15 protein-coding genes are annotated in these 19,555 nt (G+C 60.5%); 6 read left to right on the forward strand and 9 right to left on the reverse strand.

What is annotated here, in order from left to right; translation table 11 throughout:
• The first annotated feature begins 620 nt into the window (after positions 1–620).
• The 5 genes from BM074_RS02610 (at position 621) to BM074_RS02630 (ending at position 3,588) form a co-directional block, all read left to right on the forward strand.
• Positions 621–818, forward strand: a complete 198-nt coding sequence (locus BM074_RS02610) for a hypothetical protein (protein ID WP_027230164.1) — start codon at positions 621–623, stop codon at positions 816–818.
• 50 nt (positions 819–868) lie between these two features.
• Entirely contained in the window at positions 869–1,123 is a 255-nt protein-coding gene (locus tag BM074_RS02615) for a hypothetical protein (protein WP_091919562.1), read from the forward strand.
• A 324-nt stretch (positions 1,124–1,447) separates the two neighbouring features.
• A complete protein-coding gene (locus BM074_RS02620) occupies positions 1,448–1,657 on the forward strand; it encodes a cold-shock protein (protein WP_027230165.1) in 210 nt (69 codons plus the stop codon).
• Positions 1,658–1,878: 221 nt separating this feature from the next.
• Positions 1,879–3,132, forward strand: a complete 1,254-nt coding sequence (locus BM074_RS02625; RefSeq protein WP_091919564.1) for a D-amino acid dehydrogenase — start codon at positions 1,879–1,881, stop codon at positions 3,130–3,132.
• A 129-nt stretch (positions 3,133–3,261) separates the two neighbouring features.
• On the forward strand, positions 3,262–3,588 hold the full coding sequence (locus BM074_RS02630; RefSeq protein ID WP_027230167.1) for an RcnB family protein: 327 nt from the start codon (positions 3,262–3,264) through the stop codon (positions 3,586–3,588).
• 48 nt (positions 3,589–3,636) lie between these two features.
• On the opposite strand, the gene pbpC is transcribed toward BM074_RS02630, so the two are convergent.
• The 3 genes from pbpC to BM074_RS02645 form a co-directional block, all read right to left on the reverse strand.
• The gene (gene pbpC, locus BM074_RS02635; RefSeq protein WP_091919566.1) at positions 3,637–5,721 is read right to left on the reverse strand and encodes a penicillin-binding protein 1C; all 2,085 of its coding nucleotides are present in this window, start codon (positions 5,719–5,721) and stop codon (positions 3,637–3,639) included.
• Positions 5,721–11,168 carry an alpha-2-macroglobulin family protein gene (locus tag BM074_RS02640; protein ID WP_091921396.1) on the reverse strand — a complete coding sequence of 1,816 codons (5,448 nt, stop codon included), beginning with the start codon at positions 11,166–11,168 and terminating at the stop codon, positions 5,721–5,723. Before BM074_RS02640 ends, pbpC begins: the two co-directional genes overlap by 1 nt.
• A gap of 96 nt (positions 11,169–11,264) precedes the next feature.
• A complete protein-coding gene (locus tag BM074_RS02645) occupies positions 11,265–12,161 on the reverse strand; it encodes a LysR substrate-binding domain-containing protein (protein ID WP_091921398.1) in 897 nt (298 codons plus the stop codon).
• A 95-nt stretch (positions 12,162–12,256) separates the two neighbouring features.
• On the opposite strand from BM074_RS02645, the gene BM074_RS02650 reads away from it, so the two are divergent.
• Complete coding sequence (locus BM074_RS02650; protein ID WP_091919568.1) at positions 12,257–12,436, forward strand: hypothetical protein; 180 nt, start codon at positions 12,257–12,259, stop codon at positions 12,434–12,436.
• Between the two features lie 4 nt (positions 12,437–12,440).
• On the opposite strand, the gene BM074_RS02655 is transcribed toward BM074_RS02650, so the two are convergent.
• The 6 genes from BM074_RS02655 to BM074_RS02680 form a co-directional block, all read right to left on the reverse strand.
• The gene (locus BM074_RS02655; protein WP_027230171.1) at positions 12,441–12,689 is read right to left on the reverse strand and encodes a formate dehydrogenase subunit delta; all 249 of its coding nucleotides are present in this window, start codon (positions 12,687–12,689) and stop codon (positions 12,441–12,443) included.
• Positions 12,682–13,623 carry a formate dehydrogenase accessory sulfurtransferase FdhD gene (gene fdhD, locus BM074_RS02660; protein ID WP_091919570.1) on the reverse strand — a complete coding sequence of 314 codons (942 nt, stop codon included), beginning with the start codon at positions 13,621–13,623 and terminating at the stop codon, positions 12,682–12,684. The genes BM074_RS02655 and fdhD overlap by 8 nt, the downstream gene beginning before the upstream one ends.
• Positions 13,624–13,625: 2 nt before the next feature.
• Positions 13,626–16,505 (reverse strand): formate dehydrogenase subunit alpha, encoded by a 2,880-nt coding sequence (gene fdhF, locus BM074_RS02665; protein WP_027230173.1) that lies wholly within the window; start codon positions 16,503–16,505, stop codon positions 13,626–13,628.
• A gap of 9 nt (positions 16,506–16,514) precedes the next feature.
• Positions 16,515–18,071 (reverse strand): formate dehydrogenase beta subunit, encoded by a 1,557-nt coding sequence (locus BM074_RS02670; RefSeq protein ID WP_091919572.1) that lies wholly within the window; start codon positions 18,069–18,071, stop codon positions 16,515–16,517.
• Positions 18,068–18,541 (reverse strand): formate dehydrogenase subunit gamma, encoded by a 474-nt coding sequence (locus BM074_RS02675; RefSeq protein WP_091919573.1) that lies wholly within the window; start codon positions 18,539–18,541, stop codon positions 18,068–18,070. The genes BM074_RS02670 and BM074_RS02675 overlap by 4 nt, the downstream gene beginning before the upstream one ends.
• A gap of 104 nt (positions 18,542–18,645) precedes the next feature.
• Complete coding sequence (locus BM074_RS02680) at positions 18,646–19,542, reverse strand: LysR family transcriptional regulator (RefSeq protein ID WP_027230176.1); 897 nt, start codon at positions 19,540–19,542, stop codon at positions 18,646–18,648.
• Between the last annotated feature and the right edge of the window lie 13 nt (positions 19,543–19,555).

Raw genomic sequence — 19,555 nt, forward strand, 5'->3', positions numbered from 1 at the left:
AATCTGGCAACCTGTTGTTCCATGAATGTTCCGCCCCATTAATCCAAAGGGATTAGAAGCGGCCAATATGTGCAGCAGCGATCATATGTTAGTAGCGTTCCGTCGAACCTTCCGCCAGAATCCCACGCCGACCCTCAACGAACTGCTGTAACACGCTTTATTTGCAATTTCTGGTTGTATCTCATCATTGTACAACCGTAGCCGATGGATCCTTTATGCCAGAGCATGAGCACAGGCCGGTTTCCGTAGTCGGCCTTATACTTTTGTGTGCAGCGACCCTGATCTTCCTCGTGGTCATTTGGCTTGTCGGCAGCGCCTTTGCGCGGTCCGAACCAAATTTCACCCAGAGTGAAGCGGTCGGCGGCGGCGTGGTAATTGCGTCTGTGCGTTGACGAGCCGACATACCACTTCCCGAACTGATCAACAGAACGTTGGAGTGCGCGGTAGCACCAATCCGCAACCGCGCAAGGGCATTTTGTTACGTATCTGGAGTAGCCGCAGCGCAACCGATCGGCCCGCCAAACCAATCCACCACCAAGGCTCCGCGCGCGAACAAAACAGGAACAAATTCCTTTTCATATAGGTCTGGTTGTGGCAATCTCTTGGAAAAGGAGATTCTGATGAACGCGATATCCCGGCAACCGGAGGATGAAATCGATGAGGCGTTGGCCTACCATCAGGGCGATGCTCGGGCGACGATTGCCGCGCTGCTTTCCGAACGCGAATTCCTTCTGCGCGAGATCGAGTATGCCTCGCTCGCCCTGTCTTATGGCTTTGCGCGTGGCTGGAAGCCGGGACGCCAGACCCCGGCGCGATAGACTTCAGCGGCGTCACGTGCGAAGCTTGTAGCAGAGTAAAGCGAGGCACGATGAAACATAGTCCTAAACAAATACCCGCGGTCGGCGTAAAGCCAAAACCCGTTCTAAGTCCTTCCGAGCAGAAGAACCTGGCGACGACGCTTGCCGCGACCGCCATCATCAACGATGAAACCGCAAAATGGGAAAACAAGACCGCGCGTCTCAAGGCCTTGCGCCTGGCAAAGGAAGCTGCGGAACAGACGGACGTTTCCACGCGTGCTCCTGCGACGAAATCAAAGACTGTGCGCAAGGCAAAGGCGAGATGATCCCATTCTTGAGCTCAATCCGGGTTCGCACGGACGGACGGCCGTTCTCCGCCCATTGAAGGCGGCGATAAATATTTTTAAATAGAAATGGGTATCTGAAGGACCGAGGCAATTCGTTATATTACACGCAAATATTTTATTGGGTTGTGGCATTGACGAAATAAAGCCTGGTGTTTATATAAGTCCCATCGGTATTTGGTAGTTTGTCAGTCCTTTTATTGCGCCACTAGGCGCTCTGAAAAAATCCTTCTTCAAAAATCGAGCTAAAAAACTGCTTGGCGCGTCGTGCCGAGGGTAGAAATATTTCCATTGAAAGGGTTCATCATGAGCACTGGAACAGTAAAGTGGTTCAATTCCACAAAGGGCTTCGGCTTCATTCAGCCGGATGATGGTTCGGCAGACGTGTTCGTTCACATCTCCGCAGTTGAGCGCGCAGGTATGCGCAGCCTCAACGACGGTCAGAAGATCAGCTTCCAGCTGGTCCGTGACAACAAGTCCGGCAAGATGACAGCTGATCAGCTGCAGGCTGCCTAAAGATAATTCGTCTCTGCGGTCTTTGACCACGGATGTACTGGCACTGGTTGCGAGATGAATTTGAGAAGGTCGGGTTTTCCCGGCCTTTTATTTTGTCCGGATTTTTGACATTCGGGAAAACCAAGACATTTCATCGCATTGCAAAGAAATGTCTGGAAAGAAGCATCACGCCATATGACAGTGCGGCGGTAACGAATCCGCATTGAAGGAGTATTGCGGCGATGAAAGTTCTTGTTCTCGGCAGTGGCGTCGTCGGTGTCACATCGGCGTGGTATCTGGCGCAGGCGGGACATGACGTCGTCGTCGTCGATCGCCAGCCAGGGCCGGCGCTCGAAACAAGCTTTGCCAATGCAGGGGAAATTTCACCCGGCTACTCTTCGCCATGGGCAGGTCCCGGCATTCCGGTAAAGGCGATCAAGTGGATGCTGATGCATTTCGGGCCCCTGGTCGTGCGGCCAAAGTTCGATCCCTATATGGCGCTTTGGCTCATCCGCATGCTGCGTAACTGCACTTCGGCCCGCTATGCCCGCAACAAGGCGCGCATGGTGCCCATTGCCGAATATAGCCGCGACTGCCTGAAGGAGCTGCGCTCTGAAATCGGCATCGCCTATGACGAGCGCATGCAAGGCACATTGCAGCTTTTCCGCACCCAGAAACAATATGAAGGAACGGCCGGCGACATCGAGGTGCTCAAGCAGTTCGGCGTTCCCTATGAACTTCTTGATCCCGCGGGCTGCATCGGTGCGGAACCTGCACTTGCCAATGTCAAAGGCAAGTTCGTCGGCGGCCTGCGTCTTCCCGGCGATGAAACCGGCGATTGCCAGATTTTCACCGACAAGCTGGCAAAGCTATGCGCCGAACAGGGCGTCGCCTTTCGTTTCAACACCACCATCACATCGATAAACACATCCGGAAATCGCATCGCCAGCGTCTCGACGGAAACGGAGGAGTTCACTGCCGACGCCTATGTGGTGGCATTCGGCAGTTACTCGCCTTTCCTCTTGCGGCGCATAGGCGTTCACATCCCGGTCTACCCGATCAAGGGGTACTCCATCACGGCGCCAATTGCCGATCCGGATTCGGCACCGGTTTCGACGGTTATGGACGAAACCTACAAGGTCGCGATCACGCGTCTCGGCGATCGCATTCGCGCTGGCGGAACGGCCGAAATTTCCGGTTACGACCTGAGCCTTCGCGACGCGCGGCGGGCAACGCTGCATCACTCGGTCGGCGATCTCTTCCCGGGTGGCGGCGATCTTTCCAAGGCGACATTCTGGACCGGTCTGCGGCCGATGACACCGGATGGTCCGCCGATTATCGGGGCCAGCAAATATTCGAATCTTTACCTCAATACTGGACACGGCACGCTTGGCTGGACCATGGCCTGCGGTTCCGGGCGCGTCCTTGCCGATATCGTCTCTGGCAAATCGCCGGATGTCGACGCATCTCCGCTTGAAATCACGCGGTACGGCTAACCCATTTTAAACATTACAAATTGTTTAGATTGGCGTTCAGATTTCATTCATCTCGTCAGGACTAAACCAGGGGTGTCTCCCAAGACAACCTGTGGCTTAGTTCAGCCACGCAACAGACGAGGTAACACAATGAAAAAGATCGCTCTGGCAACACTTGCCCTATCGTTGCTGGCATCCCCAGCGGCTTTCGCCCAGCAGCAACATTCGCACCAGGGTTACCGCTACGGCCATCCGCAAAACGAAGTTGTCGTCAAGAAAACGGTGACCGTGAAAAGAAATCACTGGTCGCGGGGTAAGCAGCTTCCGCCGAGCTACCGCCGCCATGTCGTGCGTGATTACCATCGTTATCACCTGCGCACCCCACCGCGCGGTTATCAGTGGGTGAAGGCCGATAATGACTACGTCATGGTCAGCATCGCGACGGGTATCATTTCCGCGCTTGTCCAGGCTCGCTGAGCGTAGAAAATATTCGAAGGGCGGCGTTCAGACGCCGCCCTTTTCGATTCAATCAACAAAGACGCGAACGCTCGCTGCCCGTCCGGCTGCATCGATGACGGTGAGCGTCGAAAAACCCCCGCCATCCGGCAGCCATTGATTGACGCGGCGGCGCGATGTTTCCGGCAACGGCTTGCCATTCGCAAGCCAGCGGAACGGGGCGCGACCGCCTTGCAGCTTCAATGCCAACGGCATGATTTCGCCGTCCGCCTTTGCACCGAGATCAACCCTTGCTCCTTCGGGCGGATAGACGATTTGCGGCGCCGGCTCCCGCGTCGATGCTGTGACGAGGCCGCTCGACGTTACCGAGAATCGTCGCTGGCTGATCGGCAGTTGCGCCTGTGCGATGCGTGCTGCACCGGCAGGTGCTGGAGGCAGCGGTGTAATGGCGACGCCGGATTTGGCGAAGCCCTCAAAAAGGATCGGTGCTGCCGACCCGAAACCGGTGAGTCCCGGAACCGCGCCATTGTCGGGCCTGCCCACCCAGACACCGAGCACATAATTGCCATCGAAACCCACCGACCAGGCATCACGGTATCCGTAGCTGGTACCGGTCTTGTAGGCGATGCCACGCTGGCCGGCGCCGAGTGGAGGCATGACGCCCGAGAGGACGTCCGCGACGTTCCATGCCGCCACCGGCTCGAGCAGCGGTTCGGCCATGATTTGCCCAGGCTTGTCCTGAATGCCGTCGCCAAGACGGACGGGCCTGCCCCGGTTGGCAAGCCCTGCATAGAGCTGGACAAGATCCTTCAGCGTTATGCCGACGCCGCCGAGACCGATGGCAAGCCCGGGCGCTTCATTCGGCGGCAGGACCGGCCTGATTTCGGAGCGGCGAAAGCGCATCATCAGCCGCGCCGGGCCAACCGCATCGAGAAGGCGCACTGCTGGAACGTTGAGCGAGAGCTGCAACGCCTGCCTGATGCTGACATCGCCCTGATAGCTCATATCGAAATTGCGCGGTCGGTAGCCGAAGAAATCGGCCGGCCGGTCTTCGATGATCGTCTCCTGGCTGACGAGGCCGTCCTCAAAGGCGAGCCCGTAAATAAACGGCTTTAGCGTCGATCCGGGCGAACGGTTGATGCGCGTCATGTCGATCCAGCCGGAACGGCTGGCATCGAAGTAACTGGCGGATCCGACCTCGCCGACAATCTCGCCGGTGCGCACATCCGCCATTACCATGGCAACGGATACTTTCGCCCCGAGCCGTGCAGCAAAGTCCTTCGCCACGCCTTCGAGCCCCTGCTGGACCGGCCGCCGCAGCGTGGTCATGTGCCGGAGCGTGTCCGGCTCCTTGCGCCTTGCGGCTTCGGCGAGATGGGCAGCATAGGCCGGCAGCTGCAATCTTTGCGCCGGGATCGATGCGAGTTCGGCGCGCTCCGCCTCTCCATCGCCGACGACCTTTTCAACCGCCATCCGGTGCAGGACGCGCGAACGCGCCGCCTCGGCAAGCGCAAGGTTGCGGTCCGGCCGGCGCCGTTCGGGCAATTGCGGCAGAGCGACGAGAAGCGCCGCTTGCGCCACAGTCAGGCGGCGCGGTTCCTTGCCGAAATATGCGAGGCTTGCCGCGCGCACGCCTTCCAGATTGCCGCCATAGGGCGCGAGCGTCAGGTAAAGATCGAGTATCTCGGCCTTGCTGAGGCGTCGCTCGATCTGCAGCGCACGAACGAGTTGCTGCACCTTGGCGGTCAGCGAGCGCCCTTCTCTTGGCTCGATCAGCCTTGCCACCTGCATGGAGAGTGTCGAAGCGCCCGATACAATGCGGCCATTGGCGACAAGCTGTACGGCAGCACGGGCGAGCGCGATCGGATCTATACCGCGATGCTGCCAGAAGCGCTGGTCCTCATAGGCGATGAGCATCCGCACGAATTGCGGATCGACATCCGTGGCTTTTGTGCCCAGCCGCCAATGCCCACCAGGTGTTGCAAATGCACGAAGCAACTGCCCGTCAGCGTCAAGGACCTCCGGGGAGATGTCGCGGGCCTTCTGCAAAGGCGGCGGATAAGCGCGATCGGCTGCATCAAGGCCAAACGCCAGCGTCGTAGCCAAAGCCAGGTTGGCCGCCATGCCGATGCACAGTTTGCGCCAGATCGACATTATTGTCCTGCGACGACCTCCATGCGGCCGGTGGCAGTGCGCGCCGAGAACTGCGGACGATACATGTCCTCTACGCTCGCTGCCGGATGATCATAGGTGCCGGGGGTTACGGCGCGCACCACATAGGCAAGCGTTATCTCGCCAGTGTCGCCGTTGGCGCGGTCGAAGGCCGCAACGAAGCGATCACTGCGAAATTCCGTATGGGCAGCTTCGACTTCGCCGATCCAGTCGAAATTCGACAGGCTGGCGCTGTTGACGAGGCCGGGATTGTCGATCTCGAAGCCAGCCGGCAGAAGGTCGGTGATGAGGACGCGTGACGGCCAGCTATTGTTCTGGGTCACCTTCAGCACCACGACATAGCGCTCGTTCTGCTTGGCCTCGCTGGCATTGGCCTCCTGGCCGTCCAGCGTGTAGTAGGTGCGCTCGATGCCAAAGCCATTGCCGCCCGCCGGCAATGGCTGCGCCGGCGACGCGAGGGTCGTCAGGACTGCGGAGACCGGTTCCGCCGATGTGTTGGTGATCGAGACGGGCTGGGCGAGGAGCTCGTCACCGCTCAGGCGCGCGACATAGCCGCCGGTCCGCGCCGTGCCGTTCACGTCAAGCTTCAAATCCTGATCGCCGCCCTGGATGGCACGCGCCGCCAGCAGCATCCACGTCTGTTCCTGCGTGCTCGTATAGGTCTTGCGCTCCCACTCGCTGGCGACGATCTTCGACAATTGCGGAATGATCGGCGGGACCGGGCGGCTTTCTGCGGCAAGGGCAAGGACGGCAGCATCGTCGCGAAGCGATGAACCATAGTCGGAGCGCGCGAGGCTGACATTGGTAACGAGTGTGGACTGCTGCAGTGCATCGGTGAAGATGCTTTGTGAACGCTGCGCATCGCCATAGAGCGAGAGGGCGGCGGCGAGATGCGCCCGCGCCAACGGCGTTGGGAACTCGGCAAGTTTCGTGTCGGCATAATAGCGCAGGTCGCTGATGGCCGCCTTGCGGTTGCGCGCAAGCACGTAGAGCGCATAGGCAATCTCATTGCCCTTGTCCTTGACGCTGACGTCATAGCTCAGCGAATTCTGCAGGTTTTCCAGCGCCTGCACCAGTGCCTGTTCCGGCACCTCGTATTTCTGTTCGCGGGCGCGGGTGAGGAAGTCGGTTACATAGGCATCGAGCCACAAATCGCCCGAGCCGGGGCTCCAGAGGCCGAAGCTGCCTGAAGATGACTGGTAGGACAGCACGCGGTAGATCGCGTCCTGGACGCGCTTTTGCACGTCCGTATCCTCCGCAATTCCCGACTGCTTGGCGAGTTCGCTCATGTAAAGCAGCGGCAATGCCCGGCTCGTCGTCTGCTCGGCGCAGCCATAGGGGTAGCGATCGAGCGTCATCAACAGCGCCGGAATGTCGAAGGCAGCCGAACGCGTCACGTTAAGGCTCACCGAAGCTCCTTGCAGGATGCTGCCCGCCAGCAATTCGCCATCCACCTTCAGCGTGCTGTTCGGTGCGATCTTGATTGGCTTGCGTACAGTGACCGGCAGCGTTGCCGCGCGTACCGGAACATTCAAGGATTGTTCGAGCGACAGGCCGGCCGCGTTCGAAAGCTTCACCGAAACGACGCCGTCGCCCGGGTGTTCTCCCTTTAGCGGCAGGGTAATGTCGAATTTGCCACCGGCGGGCAGGTTGATGGTCTGCGAGGCGTTCGCCGCTTCGACACTGACGACCGGATTGGTCGTTACCTGCAGCTGATAATCGCCGGCCGGTGCGTCGGTGTTGGCGATGTCGAGCCGAAGCGACGACCTGTCGCCGGGGGCGAGGAACTTCGGCATGCTCGCCGTCACGACGACGGGATCGCGGATGATCACATCAGACGTGGCATGGCCTACCCCGGCCTTCGACCAGGCGACTGCCATGATACGGGCCGTGCCGTTGAACTGCGGTATGTCGAAGCTGACATTGGCCTTGCCTTGCGGGTCGAGTTTTACCGGACCCGAGAAGAAGGCGACAAGCTTTTCGGTCGGCGGGCTCCCCTGCATCGGCATCTGCGCACCGTCGCCGCCAGTGCGCAGCTTGCCGGTCACGCCCTGCGAACCATCGATGAGGCGCCCGTAGAGATCGCGAATTTCGATGCCGAGTTCGCGCTGTCCGAAATACCATGCATCGGGGTTGGGGGCTTCGTAGCGCGTGAGATTGAGAATGCCAACGTCAACGGCAGCGACGGTGACAAATGCATTTTCATTTGCCCCCGCACCGGTGACCTGCAGCGCGATGTTGAGCGGTTTGCGGGGCTCCGTCTTTGGTACGACGTCGAGCTTGACGGCAAGGTTGCGATCGCCCGGATTGACCCCCAGCCATTTGACACCGATGGCGCGCATCGGCATGTGGCTTTCCTGGTCGTTGCCCGGGCGGAACAGAGTTGCCGTGACATAGGCGCCAGCGCCCCAATCGGCAGTGACCGGAATTTCGACTTCGCCACCTTCGGCAGGTATGTTGGCGCGCTTGGTGAGGAGGAGATTGTCTGCGCCAACGGCGATGAGAAGTTCACCGGCAAAGCGCGGCGACACCTTGAGTTTCGCCGTTTCCCCGGGCGCATAATTCGACTTGTCGAGAGCGATTTCGAGGCCGTCCGGCGTTTCCGTCGATGTTGCGGCGACATAGTAACCCGCGTCGAATTCGACGCTCGATGTAGGGCCGTCCGCAGCGGTGGTTTCAACCTCGAGCCGGAAACGGCCCCAGGTGACGGGCACCGAAATCTCCGCGCCGTCGATTGTCGTGTTCACTTGTCCGCTCGCGACTTGCTTCGTCGAAAGAATCGGCTCGTATTTCCATGAATTGCCGTCGCGATACCATTGATAGTTGCGCTCGACGCTGACCAGTTTCCATTCGAGACCCTGCATCGCCTGCTTCTGGTTGTTCTGGTCGATGCCGATCACATGGAATTTCGCAACCGAGTTTTCCGGCAGGTCGCCGGCAAATTCCGCCTTGATCCCGATCATCGGTCCTGCCGGCTTGACGGGAAGCGTCAGCGTCCGCTCGACGGCGCGGCCGCCTGCCTCCTGCATACGCACGACAATGTCGGCATTGAGAAGCTGCGTTGTCGAGGGTGCGTCGCTGATCAGGACATCGAAGGTGCCCTTGCCGGCATCGTCCAGCGGCTGCAGATCCTCCAGCGGAATACGCGAGTCCTCACTGACCTCTTCATCGGCAAGACCGAAGGAATAGCCCTTGAAGTCGGCGCTTTCATGCGTCGGCTTCAGGGCGATCTCGCCTTCGAGATTGAGCCCCGCGGCCGGAGCGCCGTAGAGATAGCGCCCATCGACCTTGACTGGCGTCGGCTGGTCGATCTCGATCGATTTTGCATCGCTGGTCAGGTCGAATTCGACCCGGTCCGGCACGAAGTCCTCCACCAGAAACTGCTTTTCCGCGAGGGGCGATGCCTTTGGATCGGTAAAGATCTGCATGGTCCAGGTGCCGCGCATGGAATTGGGCTGGAGCGCGAGATCGAGCGTATGGCCGCCGAGATTCGCTCCGTCGCTGACCATGCGGCGGTCTTCGACCCCGTCGGGGCGCTTGAAGATAAATGTAAGCGGCAGTTTTTCGATGGCGTTGGCGGCGTTGTCACGCGCCAATGCCGAGGCATGCACCGTCTCGCCGGCGCGATAGATGCCGCGTTCCGTCCAGGCTAATATGTCGATTGCGCCGGGGGCGGCGCGGCCTGTCACGCCGCGGTCGGAGAGGTCGAAGCCGGCGCGCGTCATGTCGAGGAACACGTAGTCAGCATCGCCGTTCTTGGCGGTGATTACGGCGGGTGCGGTGGCTGAGGTGCCGCGCATTAGCCCAGCGGTGAAGGTCGCCCTTCCCTCCGTGTCGGTGGTGGCCGTGCCGAGGATCTCGTTATTCTTGGCGAGAAGCTGCAATTCGACACCGATAAGCGGCTGTGCTGTCGCCAGCGAACGGGCGAAAACGTTGAGCCCGTCCGTACCGGCATAGGTCGTCAGACCGATGTCAGAGACGACGAACCACTGCGTTGCCTGTGCATCCCACTCCTCGGCTTTCGAATCCGGCGAAACGGCGGTCAGCACATAGACGCCCGGCTTGCGCTGGGGCAGTGCTTCATCAACCGGGAAACTCGTAACCACGTCCTTGTTGAGTTCAGACTGAATGTCGATCGCGCCCTGCCATACGAGTTCACCCGATTCGTCCTGCAGGCGCTGCGCGTTGTAGCCGTCGAGCTGGGTCAGGAATTGCGAGCTTGTCATCAGCGGCGCAAGACCACGGTCGCCGATACGGTAAAGCTTCAGATTGGCGCTCGCCGTGTTGACCGAAACGATGGGAATTCCACGACGGACGGTGCTCGGCAGCACGAAATTGTCACCGGTGAATCGCACCATGGCGGAGCGATCCTGGATGTAGAGGTCAAGATCGACAGGTGCTTCCAGCGCCTCGCCAACGGAGGACGGCAGACCGGGCCGCAGGGCGAGCTTGTAGCGCTGGCCGTGTTCCAGACCTTCCACGCAAATCTCGCTGCCGCTCGCCTCCATGGCTTTTGGCGGTGCCCTGTTGAGCGTGACGAACGGCGCGTAGTCCGTGCCCATCTTCACCAGAGGCTCGGAGAACTGCACGCAGGCGCGCGGCGTCGCGCTGTCCGCGTCAATGGTATGGTTGACAACGCGGAAGCCTTGCCGGGCCTTCAAGTCTGCATAAGCAGCCGCCACCGTCTTGTCGTAGACAAGCTCGAGGCTGGCCTTGTAGGCGCTGAGGGCAGCGCGATAATTCTCGGCGTTCTGCAGTGCTGCGGCGAGGGCGGCGAGCGCATCGGCACGGCTCGAAGCCGTGCGCGTCAGCTGGTAGCCGTTCAGCGCCGCCAGCGTGGCCTGGCCGGCAATATAGGTGTTCTTTTCGGCGCGATTGGCAGCGCGAGCCGTCTCGATCCAGAGCGCGCTGTCATCGGGGGTCAACGCGAGAGCCGTCTTGAAGTTGTTCAGCGCATTTTCCAGATTGCCCGCAGCGAGCTCGCCCCGCGCGGCGGCCAGAAAGCCATCGACGCCTTGCGCCTTCTGAGCGTCCGTCGCCGTCAGGCCTCCCTTGACCTGCCGCGCCTCCTGAACGAGCTGATCCGACAGGAATTGCAGCTTCGGCGGCGCTCCGATATCAGGTTCTGCCGCCGTTTCGACGACCTTGCCGGCAATCGATCCCGGCGCCGGCTTCAGCTCTTTGAAATCCGACTTGAGAAAGCACCACCTGGCCTTGGGGTTATAGGTGAAAGCCTTGCAAGTGCGATCAGCGAGGCAAACAACCTCACATTGGTCTTGGGTAACATCCTGTTCCGTTCGAAGATCGAAACCGAAATAATCGCCGTCCTTGGTTACGACCACATCACGGTTCGTCTCTGCTGCCCCGGCTGGCGTGTAAGCTGCGAACATACTGAAAACCAAGAGAGAAAAGCCGAAAACAGCACGCATGGACATCAGGGCCTCCCAACGCTCAGGACCGGCAGATTCCGGCCCTCAATGTCGACGCTGGGCACTGTTCAAACTTCGCCGTAACTTGTCAACAGATCATACGGAAGCTGCAGCGCCCTCCTGTTGAATTTCAGTGCGGATCCAGCGCTGGAACTGGAGCATCGGCGGCGTCGGCTTGCGGTTTTTCGGGGAAACCAGCCAGTAGGCGATAGGCGACGGCACCCGGGCCGGAAACGGCGCGACGAGCCTCCCGTCGCCAAGGCTGTCCTCAACGAACAGGTCCCAGGCGAGCATGATGCCCTGCCCACTGATCGTCGCCTCCAGCGCGAGCCATGGATCGGAGAAGGTCGGCCCGTCAAACGGCAGCGGCCCTTGAAGGCCCGTCGCGACCTGCCATTCATCCCAACTGAACATCGGATTTTCGTAACAGATGATGGGCTGGCGAAAGATGTCGGCTGGCGAAGACAGCCGTGCGGCAAAGGCCGGAGTGCACACGGGGAACATGGATTGCGGCAGCAGGCGTTCCGGCGCGCCGTCGCGCCAGTCACCGCTGCCGAGCCTGATGGCAAGATCAATATCGGATCGGTTGAGATCGAGCAGCCCCGGAGACGGATCGATGCGGATTTTAAGATCGGGGTAAGCAGCGCGCAACCGCCCGAGCCGCGGCACCAGCCATTTCGAGGCGAAAGTGGGCGCGACGGACAGGAGCAGCACCTGTTCGGTACTCTCGGCAAGCGCGACCGCCTGCGAAATTTGCTGAAAACCATCGGCAAGGCGTGGCAGCAGGCTGCGGCCGAAGCCCGTCGGCACCAGACCGGACCGCGTACGCTCGAAGATCGCCTGGCCGATCTGTTCTTCCGTGCGGATCAATTGCTGGCTGACAGCACTAATCGAGACGCCGAGTTCGTCGGCCGCCTTCGGCAATGAGCCAAGTCGCCCGATCGCTTCCACGGCTTTCAGTCCGTTCAAATGAAACCGGTTGAGATTCTTCATGTAGATTTTCTTCACGCCAATATCGGCAATCTTGATTGCACGTGCTGATTGCTCGGCCAATAATAGCGCAAATCTCGAGCTTACGGAGATCGATTGTGAAGATTTTCTTTTTGATGCGCATCTTCTGGCAGTCCGCTGTCGCAAAGCGGGTGCACGGCGACAGCGAAATCCTCAACTGGCAACGGGATCCGTTATCGCATCCCGTTCTCGAGGCGATGGGCCTCGACGAGTTGGCTGATTTGCCTTTCGATGCCCGCTCGGTGTGTCCCCAATAACAATTCAGGCGGCCACCGATCCAGGCTTGCGGATATGCTTGGCGGCGGCGATGACGAGATCATCCAGGCCGTTGCCGTCCTTGTCGAGGATGGCGAAGAGCTGGGTGCGCATGCGCGGCTCCCAGAAATGGTTGATATGCTCGGCGACGCCGACAATCGCCTCGTCCTTCGGCTGCGTGTGGAAGAAGCCCGCGATCTGATTGGCCATGTAGACCAGTTTCTGTTCCGTCGACTTGTGGCTTTCACTATCCATATTGCACCAATTGAACTGTCGGACTTTGAATAAGTGTGGATGCGGCGGAATCGGGATTGGCCTTTGCCGGGGCAGTGGCTGCCGCCTCATCGGCCTTGGTCTTCACCTGCGTCAGCACATGCGGGATGCGTTCCGGCCGGGTGAAGACATCGAACTCTTCGCCGCGCACCAGCGCAACGAGCGTCATGCCGGCGGCTTCAGCCGTACGAACCGCCAGCGCAGTCGGGGCAGAGACGGCAATGAGCATCGAAGCGCCGATGATCGCGGTCTTCTGGACCATTTCAATCGAAACCCGGCTGGTGATGACAACCGCGCCGCTCTCGCCGTCAACACCGGCCCTGCAGAGCGCGCCAGCGAGCTTGTCGAGCGCATTATGCCGGCCAACATCCTCACGCACCGCGACGATGCCCTGCCCCGGCACATAGAAGCCTGCCGCGTGCACCGCACCTGTTTCGCCGTGGAGCGGTTGGCGCTTCGACAAGGAGGTCATGGCATCGGCGATCTCCTGCGGCGTCAGCGTCAGGCGCACCTTGTCCACCGAAGCGACCGGCTTCAACGCCTGCTCGATCGATTCAATGCCGCACAGCCCGCAGCCGACCGGACCCGCCATGCGCCGGCGACGGTCCGTCAATTCCTGCCCGGCTTCGGTCGCAAGACGCAGCTGGACATCTACACCCTCACTATGTTCCTCGACGGCAATTTCGCTGATCTCGCCAAGCTGCGAGACAATCCCTTCGGAAAGGCTGAACCCAACGGCGAAATCCTCCATGTCGGCGGGTGTCGCCATCATGACAGCGTGGGTGGTGCCGTTATAGCTGAAGGCAATCGGCGTTTCCTCGGGCACAATCCGGCCTCCCACCGCATAGTTGTCATCCGCGCCTTTACGGCGACGGATGATGCGCGGGACGGAAAGCCGGGTCGGCCGCTCGCTCATTGCTATTCTGCCGCGTCGAGCGTCGCCGCAATCCGGCGGCTTTGGCGCGCCTGCTCGTCATATTTGACCTGCCAGTCGCTGGGACCGTTCGATACAGCCACCTGCACCGCCGTGACCTTGTATTCCGGACAATTGGTTGCCCAGTCCGAAAAGTCCGTGGTGATGACGTTGGCCTGCGTCGAAGGGTGATGGAAGGTAGTATAGACGACGCCGGGCGACACACGATCGGTGATCAGGGCGCGCAGTGTTGTCTCGCCGGAACGGCTTGCGACCTTCACCCAATCGCCATCGCGCAGGCCGCGCTGCTCGGCGTCGTGCGGGTGGATCTCGAGGCGGTCCTCTTCATGCCAGACGACATTGTCGGTCCGGCGCGTCTGCGCACCGACATTGTACTGCGACAGGATACGCCCCGTCGTCAGAAGCAGCGGGAAGCGGGGCCCGGTACGCTCGTCGGTCGCGACATATTCGGTACGGATAAATTTGCCCTTGCCGCGCGCGAAGCCGTCAATATGCATGATGGGCGTGCCAAGCGGCGCCTTTTCGTTGCACGGCCACTGCACCGATCCCTCTCTTTCGAGGAGTTCATAGGATACGCCGGCGAAGCTTGGCGTCGTCAGCGCAACTTCGTCCATGATCTGCGATGGATGCGTGTAGTTCCAGTCGAGCCCCATCGCCTTGGCGAGGTTTTGCGTAACCTCCCAGTCGGCATAGCCATTGAGCGGGCTCATCACCTTGCGCACGCGGTTGATGCGACGCTCGGCATTTGTGAACGTCCCATCCTTTTCGAGGAAGGTCGAACCCGGCAGGAAGACGTGGGCGTAGTTGGCCGTCTCGTTGAGGAAGAGATCGTGGACGACGACGCACTCCATCGCGGCGAGACCCGCAGCAACATGCTTGGTGTCCGGATCAGACTGGAGGATATCCTCGCCCTGCACATAGAGCCCCTTGAAGCTGCCATCGACAGCGGCATCGAGCATGTTCGGAATACGCAGGCCGGGTTCATCCTGGAGCTTCACGCCCCAGAGCTTGTCGAATATATCGCGGGTCGATTCGTCCGAGATGTGGCGGTAACCCGGCAACTCGTGAGGGAACGAGCCCATGTCGCAGGAACCCTGAACGTTGTTCTGGCCGCGCAGGGGATTAACGCCAACGCCCTGGCGTCCGATATTGCCGGTCGCCATGGCAAGATTGGCGATGGCCATAACCGTCGTCGAACCTTGGCTGTGCTCGGTAACGCCGAGACCGTAATAAATGGAGCCGTTGCCGCCGGTCGCGAAAAGGCGCGCAGCCTGGCGCAGCATTTGCGGATCGACGCCCGAAATCTGCTGGGTGGCTTCGGGGCTGTGTTCCGGAGACGAGACAAAAGCTGCCCAATCCTGGAATTCGTCCCAGTCGCAGCGCTCGCGGATGAACCTCTCGTCAAAAAGCCCTTCAGTGATGATGACATGCGCGAGCGACGTGACGACCGCCACGTTGGTGCCGGGGCGCAGCGGCAGATGATAGGCGGCCTCGATGTGCGGGCTGCGGACAAGATCGATGCGGCGCGGGTCAACGATGATCAGCTTGGCGCCCTTGCGCAAACGCTTTTTCAAACGCGAGGCGAAGACGGGATGTCCATCGGTCGGGTTGGCGCCGATGATCATGACGACATCGGTATGCTCGACGCTGTCGAAATCCTGTGTGCCGGCCGAAGTGCCGAACGTCTGCTTCAGGCCATAGCCGGTCGGCGAGTGACAGACGCGAGCGCAGGTATCGACATTGTTATTGCCCAAACCGGCGCGCACCAGCTTCTGCACGAGGTAGGTTTCCTCATTGGTGCAGCGCGACGAGGTGATGCCGCCGACGGAGTTACGGCCATACTGGTACTGGATGCGGCGAAACTCGCTGGCGACGTGCTTGTAGGCCTCGTCCCAGCTGACTTCGCGCCACGGATCGCTGATCTTTTCGCGGATCATGGGGTTGAGGATACGGTCCTTGTGTGTCGCATAGCCGTAAGCGAAACGGCCCTTGACGCAGGAGTGACCGCGATTGGCCTTGCCGTCCTTCCACGGCACCATGCGCACCAGTTCTTCGCCGCGCATCTCGGCCTTGAACGAGCAGCCGACGCCGCAATAAGCACAGGTCGTCACCATCGAATGCTCGGGCTGACCGATCTCGATCACCGACTTTTCCGTCAGCGTCGCGGTAGGGCAGGCCTGCACGCAGGCGCCGCAGGATACGCATTCGCTTTCGACGAAACTGTCATGCGGGCCAGCGGCCACGCGGCTGTCGAAGCCGCGGCCCTGGATCGTCAGCGCAAAGGTGCCTTGCACTTCCTCGCAGGCGCGCACGCAGAGCGAGCAGACAATGCATTTCGACGGATCATAGGTGAAATAGGGGTTGGACTCGTCCTTGGGCAGCCACTGGTCATTGGCGACAGTCCCCGCCCTGGCAAAAACGTGGTTTTCGCCCTCATAGCCATAGCGAACATCCCGGAGCCCGACGGCACCGGCCATGTCCTGCAACTGGCAATCGCCATTGGCGGCGCAGGTGAGGCAGTCGAGCGGGTGATCGGAGATGTAAAGCTCCATCACGCCCTTGCGAATATCCTTCAGGCGCGACGTCTGGGTATGGACGACCAGACCTGGCATCGCGGGCGTTGTACAGGAAGCGGGCGTGCCACCGCGACCTTCGATCTCGACGAGGCACAGGCGGCAGGAACCAAAAGCGTCGACCATATCCGTGGCGCAGAGCTTAGGAACCTCGATGCCGGCTTCCATGGCGGCGCGCATGATCGAAGTGCCCTCCGGCACAGTCACCTCGTTTCCGTCGATGGTCAGAGTGACCAGCTTTTCGGACCGCGAGGCGGGCGTGCCGTAATCGATTTCATGAATCAGGGACATTGTCTTCTCCTATTCCGCAGCCTGGGCGACAGGCGCCGGCCGGAAATCTTCAGGAAAATGCGTCAGCGCGCTCATGACGGGATAGGGCGTGAAACCGCCAAGGGCACAGAGCGAGCCGAACTTCATTGTATTACATAAATCAGTCAGAACCTTGATCTGTTTTTCGGGTTCGACATTGGCCGCGATGCGGTCCACCACCTCGACGCCGCGCGTCGAACCGATGCGGCAGGGCGTACACTTGCCGCAGGATTCGACCGCGCAGAATTCCATGGCGAACCGCGCCTGCTTAAGCATGTCGACCGTATCGTCGAAAACGACGAGACCGGCATGGCCGATAAGGCCGTCCTTCGCCGCGAACGCCTCGTAGTCGAAGGGCGTATCGAAGAGTTCGCGCGGGAAATAGGCACCGAGCGGACCGCCCACCTGCACCGCCTTTACCGGGCGGCCGCTTGCCGTGCCGCCGCCAATATCATCGACGATGTCACCCAGCGTCAGGCCGAATGCCGTTTCGAACAGGCCGCCATGCTTGACGTTGCCGGCGATCTGCAGCGGGATGGTGCCGCGCGACCGGCCCATACCGAAATCCTTGTAGAAGGTGGCGCCCTTGTCGAGAATGACCGGGACCGAGGCCAGCGAGATCACATTGTTGATGACGGTCGGACGGTCGAAAAGGCCCTTGTGGGCGGGAAGCGGCGGCTTGGCACGAACGATGCCGCGGCGACCTTCAAGGCTTTCGAGCAAGGCGGTCTCTTCACCGCAGACATAGGCGCCGGCGCCAACGCGCACCTCCATGTCGAAGGCATAGGGCGACCCGAGCACCGATTTTCCAAGCACGCCCGCCCGGCGCGCAACCTCGACCGCCTCGTTCATCACCGCGACCGCATGCGGATACTCGGAGCGGATATAGACATAGCCCTTGGTCGCACCAGTGGCGATGCCGGCAATCGTCATGCCCTCGATAAGGACAAAAGGATCGCCTTCCATGATCATGCGGTCGGCAAAGGTGCCACTATCGCCTTCATCGGCGTTGCAGACGATGTATTTTTGCGCGCCTGCGGTGTCGAGCACGGTCTTCCACTTGATGCCGGTCGGGAAACCTGCGCCGCCACGGCCGCGCAGTCCGGATTCCGTCACCTGGGCGACGATCTCGGCCGGTGCCAGCGTAAGCGCGTTTTCCAGGCCCTTGAGGCCGTCGTGGGCACGGTAATCCTCAAGCGACACGGGATCGATGATGCCGCAACGAGCGAAGGTCAGTCGTGTCTGTCGCGCCAGGAACGGCAGCTGATCCGTAAGGCCGAGCCAGAGCGGATGCACCCTGCCCTCGCCCATCCCGTTGTCCAGCAATGCCGGTACCTCCGACGCCTTGACCGGACCATAGGCCACGCGGCCAGATAGGGTTTCGACCTCGACCAAAGGTTCAAGCCAGTACATGCCGCGCGAACCATTGCGCACGATGCGGGCATCGAGACCGCGGCTGTCGATTTCGGACTGAAGAACCTTTGCAACCCGCTCGGCGCCGAGCGCGAGCGCGCCTGAATCGCGCGGAACGTAGAAGGTGACGGTCATAGCCGCACCTCCGTCGCGATCTCTTCAAGCCTTTCTGCGTCAAGGCGACCAATCACTTCACCATCGAGCATCGCCGAAGGCGAGCAGGCGCAAAGACCGAGGCAATAGACCGGTTCGAGTGTTACGGCGCCATCAGGAGTGGTGCCATGCCAGTCAATTCCAAGAAGCTCGCGGGCGCGATCGGCCAGCGCATCGCCGCCCATCGACTGGCAGGATTCAGCCCGGCACAGTTTCAAAACGTGCCGCCCGGCCGGATGATCGCGGTAGTCGTGATAGAATGTGAAAACGCCGTGGACCTCGGCGCGCGAAATATTGAGAGCGCTGGCGATGATCGGCAGCGTTTCCCTTGGAACATAGCCGAACTCAGCCTGCAACTCGTGCAAGATCGGAAGCAGAGGGCCTTCTTTGCCCTTCAATTGATCGATTATGCCTATCGCCCTTTCGGCGATATCGGTACTTGCACTCTGCATACTGTGCAGCGCCCTCCCTCATGTTTCTCCCTGTTCTTTAGAACAGATCAAATATGGCATTATATATCAATATCGCAGTCTCGTCATTCGATAGAAGATTTCTATCAAACCATGTCCAGGCTTTGCGCAAGCGCCCGCGCTTCGTGCAGAAGCGCCGAAACCAGGGGTGTATGCGGTTCGCGGTCGGCCGCAACGAGCCCGACAAGGTGGCGCGCATCGGGCTCGACAATGGGGATGGCGCGGATCGGTTCGGCAAATCCGAGCGTCTCGGCAAGGTTGAGCGGCATGATGCTCGCCCATTTACCAGTTCGGATATGCGAGAACAGCACGATCATCGAATTCGATTCGAGCGTCGGATGGACCTCGATTCCCGCCTCTTGCAAATGCTTGTTGATAAGGCGGCGGTTCTGCATGTCCATGGTGAGCAGGCAGAGCGGCAATTGCCCCACCTCCCTCCAGGTGACGGACTGCCGGTCGGCGTGGGTACTCCCGGCCGATGTGATGAGCTGGTAGCGCTCGGTATAGAGCGGCACCGAAGTGACACGCCCGAGCGGCTCATTGTCGAGATAGCTGATGCCGACATCGATCTCGAAATTGCTGAGCAGCGTCAGCACTTCAAGCGAAGTGCGCGACGTTACCGAGAACGTCACGTCCGGGTGCTTCTCCCGAAAAGGCGTCGTCAGCCGCGACACCATGGCAAGCGCGGTCGGAATAGCCGCGATCTTTACGTGACCGGCAAGTCCAAGGCGGGCGGCGCGCAATTCCTCGCGCATGGTGCGCGTGTCGCCAACGATGCGCCGCGCCCATTCGAGAACGCGCTGGCCTTCGGACGTAAGGCCCTTGAAGCGCGAGCCCCGCTGGACGAGAACGACGCCGAGCGTGTCCTCGAGCTGACGGATGGCGGCCGACAAGGTGGGCTGGGTTACGCCGCATTCCTCGGCGGCACGACCGAAATGCCGATGCCGCGCCAGCGCGATGAAAAATTCCAGCTTGTCGATCATCAAGGTTGCTCCT

The organism is Phyllobacterium sp. CL33Tsu, assembly GCF_900113985.1.
In the GTDB taxonomy this organism is placed as follows: Bacteria; Pseudomonadota; Alphaproteobacteria; order Rhizobiales; family Rhizobiaceae; genus Phyllobacterium; species Phyllobacterium pellucidum.